Origin of the sequence: Pseudomonas sp. BNK-45 (assembly GCF_047456255.1) — a bacterium.
Taxonomy (GTDB): Bacteria; Pseudomonadota; Gammaproteobacteria; order Pseudomonadales; family Pseudomonadaceae; genus Aquipseudomonas.
On sequence record NZ_CP179909.1, the window covers coordinates 3,839,378 to 3,853,132 of the forward strand.

Annotated in this window: 13 protein-coding genes; 6 read left to right on the forward strand and 7 right to left on the reverse strand. The window is 66.0% G+C overall.

Annotated elements, in window-relative coordinates:
* The first annotated feature begins 87 nt into the window (after positions 1–87).
* Both hppD and hpaR read left to right on the forward strand, forming a co-directional pair.
* A complete protein-coding gene (gene hppD / locus ACMGG8_RS17795; RefSeq protein ID WP_414158036.1) occupies positions 88–1,164 on the forward strand; it encodes a 4-hydroxyphenylpyruvate dioxygenase in 1,077 nt (358 codons plus the stop codon).
* Between the two features lie 129 nt (positions 1,165–1,293).
* Positions 1,294–1,716 (forward strand): homoprotocatechuate degradation operon regulator HpaR, encoded by a 423-nt coding sequence (hpaR, locus tag ACMGG8_RS17800; protein WP_011061668.1) that lies wholly within the window; start codon positions 1,294–1,296, stop codon positions 1,714–1,716.
* A 48-nt stretch (positions 1,717–1,764) separates the two neighbouring features.
* Here the strand turns inward: hpaR and rarD are convergent, their stop codons facing one another.
* The 3 genes from rarD to ACMGG8_RS17815 all read right to left on the reverse strand — a co-directional run bounded on the left by rarD (position 1,765) and on the right by ACMGG8_RS17815 (position 4,984).
* Entirely contained in the window at positions 1,765–2,646 is an 882-nt protein-coding gene (gene rarD, locus ACMGG8_RS17805) for an EamA family transporter RarD (protein WP_108545447.1), read from the reverse strand.
* A gap of 202 nt (positions 2,647–2,848) precedes the next feature.
* Positions 2,849–3,862, reverse strand: a complete 1,014-nt coding sequence (locus tag ACMGG8_RS17810; protein WP_414158037.1) for an aldo/keto reductase — start codon at positions 3,860–3,862, stop codon at positions 2,849–2,851.
* Between the two features lie 219 nt (positions 3,863–4,081).
* Positions 4,082–4,984, reverse strand: a complete 903-nt coding sequence (locus ACMGG8_RS17815) for a LysR family transcriptional regulator (protein ID WP_414158038.1) — start codon at positions 4,982–4,984, stop codon at positions 4,082–4,084.
* A 100-nt stretch (positions 4,985–5,084) separates the two neighbouring features.
* Between ACMGG8_RS17815 and ACMGG8_RS17820 the strand changes: the two genes are divergently transcribed.
* Positions 5,085–5,816: an SDR family oxidoreductase gene (locus tag ACMGG8_RS17820; RefSeq protein WP_060839592.1), complete on the forward strand. Its 732-nt coding sequence runs from the start codon at positions 5,085–5,087 to the stop codon at positions 5,814–5,816.
* On the forward strand, positions 5,813–6,223 hold the full coding sequence (locus ACMGG8_RS17825; RefSeq protein WP_414158039.1) for a hypothetical protein: 411 nt from the start codon (positions 5,813–5,815) through the stop codon (positions 6,221–6,223). Before ACMGG8_RS17820 ends, ACMGG8_RS17825 begins: the two co-directional genes overlap by 4 nt.
* Before the next feature lie 63 nt (positions 6,224–6,286).
* Here the strand turns inward: ACMGG8_RS17825 and ACMGG8_RS17830 are convergent, their stop codons facing one another.
* Positions 6,287–7,597, reverse strand: a complete 1,311-nt coding sequence (locus ACMGG8_RS17830) for an MFS transporter (RefSeq protein WP_060843794.1) — start codon at positions 7,595–7,597, stop codon at positions 6,287–6,289.
* Between the two features lie 155 nt (positions 7,598–7,752).
* Here ACMGG8_RS17830 and ACMGG8_RS17835 point away from each other — a divergent pair, with 155 nt between their 5' ends.
* The gene (locus tag ACMGG8_RS17835) at positions 7,753–8,883 is read left to right on the forward strand and encodes a sugar diacid recognition domain-containing protein (protein WP_414158040.1); all 1,131 of its coding nucleotides are present in this window, start codon (positions 7,753–7,755) and stop codon (positions 8,881–8,883) included.
* A 365-nt stretch (positions 8,884–9,248) separates the two neighbouring features.
* Positions 9,249–10,391 carry a glycerate kinase gene (locus ACMGG8_RS17840; protein ID WP_414158041.1) on the forward strand — a complete coding sequence of 381 codons (1,143 nt, stop codon included), beginning with the start codon at positions 9,249–9,251 and terminating at the stop codon, positions 10,389–10,391.
* Between the two features lie 423 nt (positions 10,392–10,814).
* On the opposite strand, the gene hpaI is transcribed toward ACMGG8_RS17840, so the two are convergent.
* The 3 genes from hpaI to ACMGG8_RS17855 are packed head-to-tail and all read right to left on the reverse strand — an operon-like array spanning position 10,815 to position 13,739.
* Positions 10,815–11,615 (reverse strand): 4-hydroxy-2-oxoheptanedioate aldolase, encoded by an 801-nt coding sequence (gene hpaI, locus ACMGG8_RS17845; RefSeq protein ID WP_414158042.1) that lies wholly within the window; start codon positions 11,613–11,615, stop codon positions 10,815–10,817.
* Between the two features lie 10 nt (positions 11,616–11,625).
* The gene (hpaH, locus tag ACMGG8_RS17850) at positions 11,626–12,429 is read right to left on the reverse strand and encodes a 2-oxo-hept-4-ene-1,7-dioate hydratase (protein WP_060839586.1); all 804 of its coding nucleotides are present in this window, start codon (positions 12,427–12,429) and stop codon (positions 11,626–11,628) included.
* Positions 12,430–12,431: 2 nt separating this feature from the next.
* Complete coding sequence (locus tag ACMGG8_RS17855; RefSeq protein ID WP_414158043.1) at positions 12,432–13,739, reverse strand: MFS transporter; 1,308 nt, start codon at positions 13,737–13,739, stop codon at positions 12,432–12,434.
* Between the last annotated feature and the right edge of the window lie 16 nt (positions 13,740–13,755).

Below are 13,755 nucleotides of genomic sequence, written 5' to 3' on the forward strand. Positions count from 1 at the left end.
AGGCATCTCCTGTGCGCCACCGGCCTTCCTCAGCATTGATAGCAACTAACGATCCGTTAATTCTAAAAATATGATGAGGCGCCAACCATGGCAGATATCTTCGAAAACCCAATGGGCCTGATGGGCTTTGAATTCATCGAATTCGCATCGCCCACCCCCAACACCCTCGAACCGATCTTCGAGATCATGGGTTTCACCAAAGTCGCGACCCATCGTTCAAAAGACGTGCATCTGTATCGCCAGGGTGCGATCAATCTGATCCTCAACAACGAACCCCACAGCGTCGCCTCGTACTTCGCCGCCGAACACGGCCCGTCGGTGTGCGGCATGGCGTTCCGGGTCAAGGATTCGCAGAAGGCCTACAAGCGTGCCCTGGAACTGGGCGCCCAGCCGATTCACATTGAAACCGGCCCGATGGAACTGAACCTGCCGGCGATCAAGGGCATCGGCGGCGCGCCGCTGTACCTGATCGACCGTTTCGGTGAAGGCAGCTCGATCTATGACATCGACTTCGTGTTCCTCGAAGGCGTGGACCGCAACCCACCGGGTGCCGGCCTGAAGATCATCGACCACCTGACCCACAACGTGTACCGCGGCCGCATGGCCTACTGGGCCGGTTTCTACGAGAAGCTGTTCAACTTCCGCGAGATCCGCTACTTCGACATCAAGGGCGAATACACCGGCCTGACCTCCAAGGCCATGACCGCCCCGGACGGCATGATCCGCATCCCGCTGAACGAGGAATCGTCCAAGGGCGCCGGGCAGATCGAAGAGTTCCTGATGCAGTTCAACGGCGAGGGCATCCAGCACGTGGCCTTCCTCACCGACGACCTGGTCAAGACCTGGGACGCGTTGAAGAAGATCGGCATGCGCTTCATGACCGCGCCGCCGGACACCTACTACGAGATGCTCGAAGGCCGCCTGCCGAACCACGGCGAGCCGGTCAAGGAACTGCAAGCCCGAGGCATCCTGCTGGACGGTTCTTCGGAAGCCGGCGACAAGCGCCTGCTGCTGCAGATCTTCTCGGAAACCCTGATGGGGCCGGTGTTCTTCGAATTCATCCAGCGTAAAGGTGACGACGGTTTCGGTGAAGGCAACTTCAAGGCACTGTTCGAATCGATCGAACGCGACCAGGTGCGTCGCGGAGTACTGGCCACCGAGTAACCCTCGGCCGGCTTGAACTCAGAGCCCGATCAGGCCCCGCCTGATCGGGCTTTGTTTTGCCTGTCGGCTGGCGATTGTGAATGTGTTAATGTTCGCGCCTCTGTTTCCCAGCCCTCGACCGACGCCTTGATGAACACACCCAGACCTTCCCTGACCCTGACCCTGTTGCAGGCCCGTGAGGCCGCCATGGCGTTTTTCCGCCCCTCGCTGAACCAGCACGACCTGACCGAGCAGCAGTGGCGGGTGATCCGCATCCTGCGCCAGAACGGCGAGCTGGAGAGCCACCAGCTGGCGAAGATGGCCTGCATCCTGCCGCCGAGCATGACCGGGGTACTGACCCGCCTGGAGCGCGACCAGTACGTCAGCCGCCGCAAGTCGCCGGAAGACCAGCGCCGCCTGTTCATCACCCTGACCGACAAGGGCCAGGCCTGTTTCGAGTCCATGAGCGGCGACATGGAAATCAACTACCAGAAGATCCAGCAGCAATTTGGCGAAGACAAGATGCAGGCCTTGCTGGCCCTGCTCAATGAGCTCAAGCAGATCAAGCCCTGAACCCCGACGAGGCCCGAAGGCCCGTTCGGGGCAACGCGGGCGTGTCCGTCAGATGCGGCGTTGGCGCATCAGGTGCTTGACCCCTTCGAGCACCAGCACCAGCACCGCCAGCCAGACCGGTATGTAGGTCAGCCATTCCCCGGCCTTGATGCTTTCCCCCAGCAGCAGCGCGACAAACAGCAGCAACACCGGTTCCACGTAGCTGAGCAGGCCGAACAGGCTGAAGGCCAGCAAGCGGCTGGCAATGACATAACACGCCAGCGCCGAAGCGCTGATCACCCCCAGCAGGGGAATCAGCAGGTACAGGCCGGGGTGGCTGTCGACCACGGCAAATCCCTGTTCGCCGCCTTGCACAAACCACAGTGCCACCGGGATCAGCAGCGCCATGTCCAGCCACAGGCCGCCCAGATGATCGGTGCCCAGGCGCCGGCGCAGGACGAAATACACCGGGTAGCCCAAAGCCACCACCAGGGTCGCCCAGGAAAAACTGCCCACTTGATACAGCTCGTTGAGCACCCCGAAGCAGGCCAGCAGCGTGGCGACTTTCTGCAAGCGCGACAGGCGCTCGCCATACACGATGCGTCCGGTCAGGACCATGGTCAGCGGCAGCAGGAAGTAGCCCAGGGACACATCCAGGCTGTAGCCGTTGAGCGGCGCCCACATGAACAGCCAGAGCTGCACCCCCACCAGGGCCGACGACAGCAGCAACACTAGGCTCAGCAGCGGTTTGCCTGCCACCTGGCGCAGCACTTGGCCGACCCGGTGCCACTCGCCACTGAAGATCATGAACAGGGTCATGCAGGGCAGGGTCAGCAGCATGCGCCAGCCGAAGATCTCCACTCCGGTCAGGGGCGCCAGCAGCGAGGTGTAGAAATACATGACGGCAAACAGCACCGACGCCAGGACCGATAACGCAATACCTTTAGACACACTGTCCTCGTAATACCCGAACGCTCGGGACACATAGAAATAAGGGCGCAGAAGCGAGGGGCAATATAGAGGGTCAGGCGCGAGTTTTTTGCTCTGATTGCGCCATCGTGGCGGGAATTTTTCTCGTTTATGGCCAAGGTGCAACACGGCCGGTCGAGCTCGAGGCCGGTGGCGCGCGCCTTTGCGTCGCCACCGGCGTCATTCAGCCCAAGTGCGGAAAACGACCCGAGACGAAGTGGCCGACGTCATTGAAGCCCGGGGTCGAGGCATGCCCCGGACTCACCAGGGAGTCGATGAAGGCTTCGTCCTCGGCGCTGATCTGCACCGCCAGGGCCCGGGTGTAGGCATCCCACTGGGCCTCGGTGCGCGGACCGACGATGGCCGAGCTCACCGCCTGGTTGTTCAAGACCCAGGCGATGGCGAATTCGACGATATCGACGCCGCGGCCCCGGGCGTGGGCCTGGATCTGCTGGGCGATGCGCAGGGACTCCACCCGCCATTCGGTTTCCAGGATGCGCTTGTCCTGACGCCCGGCGCGGCTGCCGCTGTCCGGGGCCACATCCGGGGCGTACTTGCCGCTGAGCACACCCCGCGCCAGCGGGCTGTAAGGCACCACGCCCAGGCCATAGGCCTTGGCCGCGGTGATCTGCTCGGCCTCGGCCTGACAGTTGACGATGTTGTACAGCGGCTGGCTGATCACCGGGCGGTCCACCCCCAGCTGGTCGGCGAGGCGAATCGCCTCGGCAATCCGCCAGCCCCGGTAGTTGGACAGACCCCAGTAGCGGATCTTGCCCTGGCGCAGCAGGTCGCCGATGGCCGAGATGCTCACGTCCAGCGGGGTGTTGTGGTCCTCGCGGTGCAGGTAGTAGATGTCCAGGTAGTCGGTGCCCAGGCGGGTCAGGCTGGCCTCGATGCCGTTGAAGATGTGCTTGCGGCTCAAGCCGCTGCGGTTGGGCAGGCCGTCCAGCGGGCCGAACCCCACCTTGGACGCCAGCACCCACTCATGGCGGTGGCGGGCGATGGCTTCACCGACGATCTCCTCGGAGCGGCCCTGGGTGTAGACGTCCGCGGTGTCGATGAAATTGATCCCCTGGTCCCACGCCTTGTCGATGATGCGCAGCGAGTCTTCGGTGCTGGTCTGCTCGCCGAACATCATGGTGCCCAGGGTCAGGGTGGAAACCTTGAGACCGGAATGGCCGAGGATGCGATAGCTCATGGGCGAAATCCTTGTGCTAGAGGGGTGGCCGGGGCATTTCCGGCCAGGCTGGGCGCCCATCAAATACCACAACACCGGCCTTGCGCAATGCCTGAATGGCGCCTCCTCGCCGGGGCCGGCTTTTCGGCAAAGAGGCCCGTGAGATCACTTGCGAGGACATTGGGTAGGAGCCGGCTTGCCGGCGAACCGCGCAGCCGCCAGCCGCCCCCGGACTGGCGCTCAACACGGGCACAGCGCGCGACAGCGCTGCAACACAAAGCCATGCAGCAGCCGCACCCGCTCCGACACCTGCAAGCGATGGGGGCACAGCAGGTTGAAGGGCGTCAGTTCGCCCTGCCAGTCGGTCAGCAGAGCGATCAGTCGCCCGGCGCGAATGTCCTCGGCCACATCCAGCCGGGCCTTGTAGACGATGCCGTGGCCGGCCAGGGCCCAGAGCCGGGCCACTTCGCCGTCGTCGCACAGGTAGTCGCCGCGCACCGGCACCTCGCGGGTGTCGGCGCCACGGCTGAAGCGCCAGCTGTCATAGGGCCGATCGTTACGCAGGTAGAGCAGGGCGCTGTGGTGCGACAGATCCTCGGGCGACCGCGGGGTGCCGCAGCGGGCCAGATAGGCCGGGCTGGCGCAGGCCACGCGCCGATGCTCGGGAAGGATCGGCAGGGCCACCAGGCTCGAATCCTCGGGCACGCCAAAGCGCAGGGCCACATCCACGGCATCGCGGAACAGGTCGGCGCGGCGATCGTTGAGCCGCAGTTGCAGGCGCAGTTGCGGGTGTTCGGCCTTGAAGTCGTCAAGCCAGGGCAGCAGCGCGTTGCGCCCGAAATCCGAGGGCGCCGACAGTTGCAGCACCCCGCTCAGGCCCTGGCTCTGCTGCTTGAGCGCCTGCTCGCCGTCCTCCAGGGTGGCCAGGGCCAGGCGCACGCTGTCCAGATAGCGCCGGCCTTCCTCGGTCAGGCGCATGCTGCGGGTGGAACGGGCCAGCAAGCGGCTGCCGAGGCGGGTTTCCAGGCGTTTGAGAGCGATGCTGGCGGCGGCCGCGGTCAGGCCCAGGGAGCGGGCGGCGGCGGAAAGGCTGCCGGAATCGGCAGTACGCACGAAGATTTCCAGGTCGAGGATCGAGCTCATTAATAAAAATCCTTTAAAGATCTTTGCGTTTTAGCGGTATTTTTCCTCGATTGGCAAGCTGGGAAGATGCAATCACTTTCAATCGCAACAGGTGATCGCAATGACTCTTTCCAACTCAAGCGTGGCCGGGCAGACCGTGGTGGTGATCGGCGCCGGCAGCGGCATTGGCGCCGCGGTGGCCCGTCAGGCCGCTGAGCGGGGTGCCCGGGTGGTGCTGGCCGGGCGCAGCCTCGATGCCCTGCAGCGCCAGCAGGCGCAGTTGCCGGCATCGGCCCGCAGCCTCGTCGTGGATATCACCGATGCCGCCAGCGTCCGCGATCTGTTCAGCAGCGTGGGGGCCTTTGACCATCTGGTGATCAGTGCCGGTCCGGCGATCACCGCCAAGCCCCTGGCCGACACCGATCTGCTGGAGGCCCAGCGGGCGTTCGAGGTGAAGTTCTGGGGCGTGTGGCGCGCGGTCCAGGCGGCGCTGCCCCATCTGGCGCCCCACGGCAGCATCAGCCTGACCTCGGGCCTGCTGTCGCGCAAAATGGTCCCCGGGCAGGTGCTCAAGACCACCCTCAATGCCGCCCTCGAAGCCCTGGGCAAGCACCTGGCCAAGGAGCTGGCGCCACGTCGGGTGAATGTCATCAGCCCCGGGGTCACCGCCACCGAAGCCTATGCCGGGATGTCCGAGGAGGCGCGTCAGGCGATGTTCGCACGCACGGCCGCCAGCCTGCCGGTGGGCCGTGTCGGCCAGCCGGACGACATCGCCGCGGCCTTTATCCTGGCCATGGAAAACGGTTTTATCAGCGGCAGCCTGATCGACGTCGATGGCGGTGGCCTGCTGTGAACTGGCGCTTCGACCACCTGGCGTTCAACGTCGCCGAGGGCGAGGCGTTGCAGGCGGCGTTCGCCGACTTGCTGGGGCTGCAAAGGGGACGGCGCCCGCCGTTTCCCTTTCCCGGGCGCTGGCTGTATCAGGACCGGCAGGCGCTGGTTCACGTCATCGAGCAGGCCGACAGCCCCGAGCCGCAACTGAGCCATATCGCCTTCAGCACCCAGGAGGCGGCCGAAGCGGTATTGCGGCGGGTGCAAGCCAGTGGCCTTGAGCATCAAGTGGCGCAGGTGCCGGAAGACGGCATCTGGCAGATCTTCGTCCGTCTGCCCGGGGGGCTGGTGCTGGAGCTGGATGCTCCGGCGGCGGGGGCGTTGACCATCAGTCACGATTACACCCGGCACGCCGGTGCGCCGGACTGACGCCGGCGCTGAAAAAAGCCCGTTCCAGCCTGGGCTCGAACGGGCTTTTGGCGTTGCCGCGGCTCAGCGGTTCAGGGTGCGGGTCATGCGCAGCGCCAGCAGGCTGCCGCCGACAATGACCGCCGCCAGCAGGTACAACGCGGCATCGGTGGAGCCGGTGCTGTCCTTGACCCAACCGACCAGGTAGGGGCTGAGAAAGCCGGCCATCTGGCCCATGGAGTTGATCAGCGCCAGGCCGCCGGCCGCCGCGCCGGCACTGAGCAGGGCCGTGGGCACCGGCCAGAACATCGGCAGGCCGGTGAGGGCGCCCATGGTGGCGAGGGTCAGGCCGAGGATGGCCAGGGCCGGGTTGGCGGCAAAATTCACCGCGATCAGCAGGCCCACTGCGCCCATCAGCATCGGTACGACAAGGTGCCAGCGGCGCTCCTTGCGCAGATCCGCCGAGCGCCCCACCAGCAGCATGAACACCGCCGCCAGCAGGTAGGGAATGGCGCTCAGCCAACCGATCACCAGGTTGTCGGCAAAGCCCAGGTTCTTGATGATCGACGGCAGCCAGAAGTTGATCGCATAGACCCCGCTCTGGATGCAGAAGTAGATCAGGCCGAAGGCCCAGATCGCCGGGTTCTTGAACACCGCGGCCAGGGAGTCGCTGGCGGTTTTCGGCTGGTTGGCGGCGTCGCTGGCCTGGTCGGCGGCCAGCACTGCGCGTTCAGCGGGTGTCAGCCACTTGGCGTGGGCGAAACTGTCGCTGAGCAGGAAGAACGCCAGGGCGCCCAGTACCACCGTGGGAATGCCCTGCAGCAGGAACATCCACTGCCAGCCGGCGAGGCCGCCTTGCCCGGCGGCGAAATGGTTGAGGATCCAGCCGGAGAACGGGCTGCCGAGCAAGCCGGACACCGGGATCGCCGACATGAACAGGGCCATGATCCGGCCCCGGCGAAAGGTCGGGAACCACTGCGAGAGGTACAGCACCACCCCGGGGAAGAACCCGGCTTCGGCGGCCCCGGTGAACAGGCGCAGGGTATAGAACTGGGTCGGCGTGGTGACGAACAGCAGGCAGGTGGACAGGGTGCCCCAGGTGATCATCATCAGCGCGATCCAGCGCCGCGGGCCGAACCGGTTCAGCGCCAGGTTGCTCGGCACGCCGCACAGCACGTAGCCGATGAAGAAGATCCCGGCCCCCAGGCCGTAGACCGTCTCGCTGAACTTTAGGGCGTCGAGCATCTGCAGCTTGGCAAAGCCGACGTTGACCCGGTCGAGGTAGTTGAACAGGTAGCAGACGAAAATGAAGGGGATCAGGCGCAGGGTGATGCGCTTGTAGACGGCGTTCTTGTCGTCAGCCTGGGCCAGTGGGACAGCGGCGCTCTGTGACATGGTGTGTCTCTCTTTATTATGATTTTTCGCGGTGCAAGGGTAACGTTGACCGCCCCGAGAGTCTCGGTCACGCCGCGGTCGCTGTCTTTGTGCCGGCGCACAGCGATTGGCCACGGCCCCTGTGCCACTGAACAATGTCCAAGGATCCTCTCCCTATGTTCGAACTCGATCATGACCTGGCGCAGGACATCGTCGACCGCGCGATTGCCATCCTGCCCTACAACGTCAATGTCATGGACAGCCAGGGCCTGATCCTCGGCAGCGGCGAGCCGGAGCGGATCAACACCCGGCATGAAGGCGCGCAACTGGTGCTGGCCAACGGTCGGGTGGTGGAGATCGACGCGCCCACCGCGCAGCGGCTCAAGGGCGTGCAACCGGGGATCAATCTGCCGCTGCTGCACGACCAGCGGCTGATCGGGGTGCTGGGCATCACCGGCGATCCGGCCTTGCTGCGTACCTACGCCGAACTGGTGCGCATGACCGCCGAGATGCTGGTGGGCCAGCGTCACCAGCAGGCCGAGCAGCAATGGCGGCGCCAGCGTTGCGACGATCTGCTGGCCCTGCTCCTGAGCGACGGCGGCGACTCCCCGCGCCTGGTGGACGAAGCCCGGCAGATGGGCCTCAAGCCGCAACTGGCGCGCACGCCCTACCTGTTCGAACTGGCGCCGGAACAGCCAGTGGGGCAGGGCGTCGAGACCCTCAGCGCCTGGCTGATGAGCCGCTACCCGGACAGCTGGTGCGTCAGTTCGTCGAAGACCTCCCTGCTCTGGTGTCGCCCGGCGAACCTCGGCCTGGACAACCCGCGGCTGCTGGAAAAACTCGACGGTCAGGGCTGGAACATCCTGCGGGTTGCCGTGGGCGGGCAGGCCGATGGCCTGGCCGGATTGCGCCGTTGCTATCGCCGGGTCAGCGACCTGCTGGCCTACGGCCGCGACCTGCTGCCGGACTCGCGCCTGCTGACCCTCAACCGCTACCGCCTGCCGGTGATGCTCTGGCGCCACCGCAACGACGACGCCCTGGACGAATTGCTGACCCCGTTGCGCAAGGTGCTGGCCAAGGACAGCAACGGCCAGTTGCTGGCGACCCTGCGCAGCTGGTGCGACCACGATGGCCAGAGCCAGGCCTGCGCCGACGCCCTGGGCATCCACCGCAACAGCCTGCGCTACCGCATGGAGCGCATCGCCGAACTCAGCGGCGTCGACCCCTTGCGCCTGGACGGCATGCTGGCCCTGTACCTGGGGGTGCAATTGCTGCCCCCCAACACGGCTCAACACAATCCCCTGTAGCCGCTGCCGAGCTTCAGCGAGGCTGCGCAAAGGCCCGCAGGGCCTTGCTTGGCAATCTCCAGTCAAACCTGCATCGCCTTCAAGACCCTCGCGAGCGCTACGCGCCCGTTCGCAGCCTGCGGCAGCGAGGCTGCGCAAAGGCCCGCAGGGCCTTGCTTGGCAATCTCCAGCCAAACCTGCATCGCCTTCAAGACCCTCGCGAGCGCTACGCGCCCGTTCGCAGCCTGCGGCAGCGGTTTCAACGCTAGGCGAGGTTGCGCCGTTGTAGCAATGAACAATAAAGCGCCCTCGGACTTGTGCAGCGGCCCGGGGTCAGCGCCTGCGCCAAGTGGCAGCATGGCGGCACAAGAACCGGAGAACGCCCCATGAAGATCATCATCGCCCCCGACTCGTTCAAGGACAGCCTGAGTGCCGCAGGCGTGGCCCAGGCCATTGCCCAGGGGCTGGCCGAGGTCTGGCCCGATGCCGAGCTGTGCCAATGCCCGATGGCCGACGGCGGCGAGGGCACGGTGGAGTCGATTCTTGCCGCCTGTGACGGGCAACTGCGCCGTCATCGGGTCCAGGGGCCGCTGGGGGCGCCGGTCGAAGCCCGCTGGGGCTGGCTGCCCCAGAGTCACACGGCGATCATCGAAATGGCTGAAGCCAGTGGCCTGCAATTGCTGGCGCTGGACCAACGCGATGCCTGCAACAGCAGCACCTTCGGCACCGGGGAGCTGATCCTGGCCGCGCTGGATGCCGGGGCCCAACGCATCATCCTGGCCATCGGGGGCAGTGCCACCAACGACGGCGGTGCCGGGGCCCTGCAGGCCTTGGGCGTGAAGTTGCTGGACCAGCAGGGGCGGATACTGCCCGGTGGCGGCCTGGCCCTGGCCGACCTGGCCGCCATCGAGCTGGACGGCATGGACCCGCGTCTGGCCCGGGTGCGCTTTGAAATCGCCGCCGACGTCAACAACCCGCTGTGTGGCGATCACGGTGCCTCGGCGATCTTCGGCCCGCAGAAAGGTGCCACGCCGCAACAGGTGCAAGCGCTGGACCGGGCCCTGGGGCACTTCGCGGACCTGTGTGCCGAGGTGTTGCCCAAGGACGTGCGTGACGAACCCGGCAGCGGCGCGGCTGGCGGCCTGGGGTTTGCCGCCAAGGCGTTCCTCGGCGCGCAATTTCGCCCGGGGGTGGAAGTGGTGGCGGAACTGGTGGGCCTGGAACAGGCCGTGCGCGGTGCCGATCTGGTGATTACCGGTGAGGGCCGCTTTGACGCCCAGACCCTGCGGGGCAAGACGCCGTTTGGCGTAGCGCGCATTGCCCGGGAGCAGGGCGTTCCGGTGATCGTCATTGCCGGCACCCTGGGCGAGGGTTACCAGCAGATGTATGCCCACGGCGTGGACGCAGCCTTCGCCCTGACCTCAGGCCCCATGAGCCTGGAACAGGCCTGCCGCGAAGCCCCGCGGCTGCTGCGCGAACGCGCTGCCGACATCGCCCGCGTCTGGCGCCTGGCCCGCAACGCCTTGTAGGAGCTGGCTTGCCAGCGAAGAGTCCGCCAAGCCTTGCACCACCCGCAAGAACGCCTTCGCCGGCAAGCCGGCTCCTACGGAAAAGCCCCGCGAACCTTGCCCCCCGTGTAGGAGCTGGCTTGCCAGCGAAGAGTCTGCCAAGCCTTGCACCACCCGCGAGAACGCCTTCGCCGGCAAGCCGGCTCCTACGGAAAAGCCCCGCAAACCTTGCCCCCCGTGTAGGAGCTGGCTTGCCAGCGAAGAGTCCGCCAAGCCTTGCACTACCCGTGAGAACGCCTTCGCCGGCAAGCCGGCTCCTACGGAAAAGCCCCGCGAACCTTGCCCCCCGTGTAGGAGCTGGCTTGCCAGCGAAGAGTCCGCCAAGCCTTGCACCACACGCGAGAACGCCTTCGCCAGCAAGCCGGCTCCTACGGCCATCGCCCGTCAGTAAACCCCGCCGTCGCGGGTGGGGGTGTCCAGGGTCTTGTACTGGCCGGCCAGACTCCGCAGGCCCTTCATCAGCACGGTGGTATCCACGCCTACCGCGACAAAATTCGCCCCCAGTTCGATGCTGCGCCGCGCCAGGCGCTGATCGGCACTGAGAATCCCTGCGGCCTTGCCCGCTCGACGAATCCGCACGATGGCGTCTTCAATCGCGGCCACCACGTCCGGGTGCCCGGGGTTGCCGCGATGGCCCATGGCCGCGGACAGGTCCGCCGGGCCGATGAACACGCCATCGACGCCGTCCACCGCGAGGATTTCATCCAGGTTGCGCAGGCCTTCGAGGTTCTCCACCTGCACCAGCAGGCACATCTGTCCATCGGCCCGGTCCAGGTAGTCGGCGATGCTGTTCCAGCGCGATGCCCGGGCCAGGGCGCTGCCCACGCCACGCACCCCCCGCGGCGGATAGTGCATGGCGCGCACCAGCTGGCGCGCCTGCTCGGCGCTTTCGACCATGGGGATCAGCAGGGTCTGGGCGCCGATGTCCAGCAATTGCTTGATCAGTGCGGTGTCGCCGATCGGTGGGCGGATGATGCCCTGGGCTGGGTAGGGGGCGATGGCCTGCAACTGCGCCAGCAGGCTGCGCAGGTCGTTGGGGGCGTGTTCGCCGTCCAGCAGCAGCCAGTCGAAACCGGCGTTGGCCGCCAGTTCGGCGCAGTAGCCGTCCGCCAGCCCCAGCCACAGGCCGATCTGCGGTTCGCTGTGTTGCAGGCGTTGTTTGAACAGGTTCAGTGGCATATCCATGGCCGTCTCCTCAGACAAAGCGGCAGGCAATGCTGCCCAACTGATCGTAGTCCACGTGGAAGACATCCCCGGGACGGGCCGCCACCGGGCGGGTAAAGGAGCCGCCGAGAATGATCTGCCCGGCTTCCAGGCCGACGTCATGGGCCGCCAGCTTGTTGGCCAGCCAGGCCACGCCCTTGGCCGGGTGGTTGAGCACCGCCGCGGACACCCCGGACTCCTCGATCACGCCATTGCGGTAGAGCACCGCCGGCACCTTGCGCAGGTCCACATCCCCGGGGCGCACGGCGCGGCCGCCCATCACCACCCCGGCGTTGGCGGCGTTGTCGGAGATGGTGTCGAACACCTTGCGCGTGGCCTGGGTCTGCGGGTCCACCTGCTGGATGCGGGCGTCGATGATCTCCAGGGCCGGGATCACCCAGTCGGTGGCGTCCAGCACATCGAACAGGGTGCAGTGAGGGCCTTTCAAGGGCTTGCCGAGGATGAACGCCAGCTCCACCTCGACCCGCGGCACGATAAAGCGCTGGAAGGGAATGTCCGTGCCTTCATCGAACAGCATGTCGTCCAGCAGGGCGCCGAAATCCGGCTCGGTGATGTTCGACGACACCTGCATCGCCCGCGATGTCAGGCCGATCTTGTGGCCCACCAGCTTGCGCCCGTCGCGGATCTTCTGTTGCACCCAGCTGCGCTGGATGGCGTAGGCATCCTCGATGCTGATGTCGGGGTATTGCAGGGACAACTGGCCGATCTGTTCGCGGCTGCGTTCGGCGGCGTTGAGGCGCGCGGCGGCTTCCTGGATATCCGAAGGGCTGAGCATGGTTATTTCTCCCGAGGGTTGACGATATGGGCCGGCACCTGGAGCACCAGCCAGGCGCCCAGGGCGATCAGCAGGGCCAGGGCGTAGAGGGCCAGGCTGGCGCTCTGGGTGGCGTCGCGCACCACGCCGATCAGGTAGGGCGCGAGGAAGGCGGCCACACTGCCGAAGGAACTGATCAGGGCGATGCCCGCGGCCTGGGTGTTGCTGGCCAGAAAGGCCGGCGGCAGTTGCCAGAACATCGGCAACGCGGCACTGGCGCCCATGCCGGCCACCAACAGGCCGAACATCACCAGCCACGGGTTGCCCGGGGCCAGACCGGTGAGGATCAGGCCGAGGCTGGACATCAGCAGCGGTATCGCCAAATGCCAGCGGCGCTCGCGCAGGCGGTCCGAAGAGCGGCCGATGCCGAGCATGAACAGGCAGCCGGCCAGATAGGGCAGGGCACTGAGCAGGCCGACATTGCTGTCCCGGGCGATACCGGCGTGATGGATCAGGGTCGGCATCCAGAAGGCGATGGTGTTCACCGCCAGCATCACCGCGAAGTAGATGCACACCAGCAGCCAGACGTGGCGATCCTTGAGGATGCCGCTGAAGCGGGTGATCGATTTGCGCTGTTCTTCCTGTTGCAGGGCCTGGCGCAGCCAGGTTTTCTGCGCCGGGGTCAGCCAGTCCACCTGCTCGATGCTTTCCGGCAGGGCCTTGAGCACCACCAGCCCCAACAGGACCACCGGCAGGCCTTCGATCAGGAACATCCACTGCCAGCCGCGCAGGCCGCCAAAGTCGTGGAAGCTTTCCAGGATCCAGCCCGACAAGGGGCCACCGATGACCCCGGCCATGGGTACCGCGATGGCGAACAGCGCGGTGACCTGACCCCGGCGGCTGGCCGGGAACCAGCGGTTGAGCAGCACCAGGATGCCGGGGAAGAAGCCTGCTTCGGCAACCCCCAGCAGAAAGCGCAGCACATAGAAGCCCCAGGCGCTGTCCACCAGCATCAGGGCACTGGACAGCAGGCCCCAGACCAGCATCAGCAAGGCGATCCAGCGCCGTGGTCCGACCCGCTCCAGGGCCAGGTTGCTGGGCACCCCGAACAGCGCATAGGCCACGAAGAACAGCCCGGCGCCGAGGCCGTAGACGCTGTCGCTGAAGCCCAGGTCCTGGGTCATCTGCAACTTGGCGAAGCCGATATTGATGCGGTCCAGGTGGGCGAAGATGTAGCAGACGAACAACAGCGGCATCAGCCGCCAGGTGATCTTGCGATAGCAGTCGTTGACCTCGGCCACAGGAGCCTCGGCGATTGCGGGATGGGACATGGGGAGATCTCGTTAT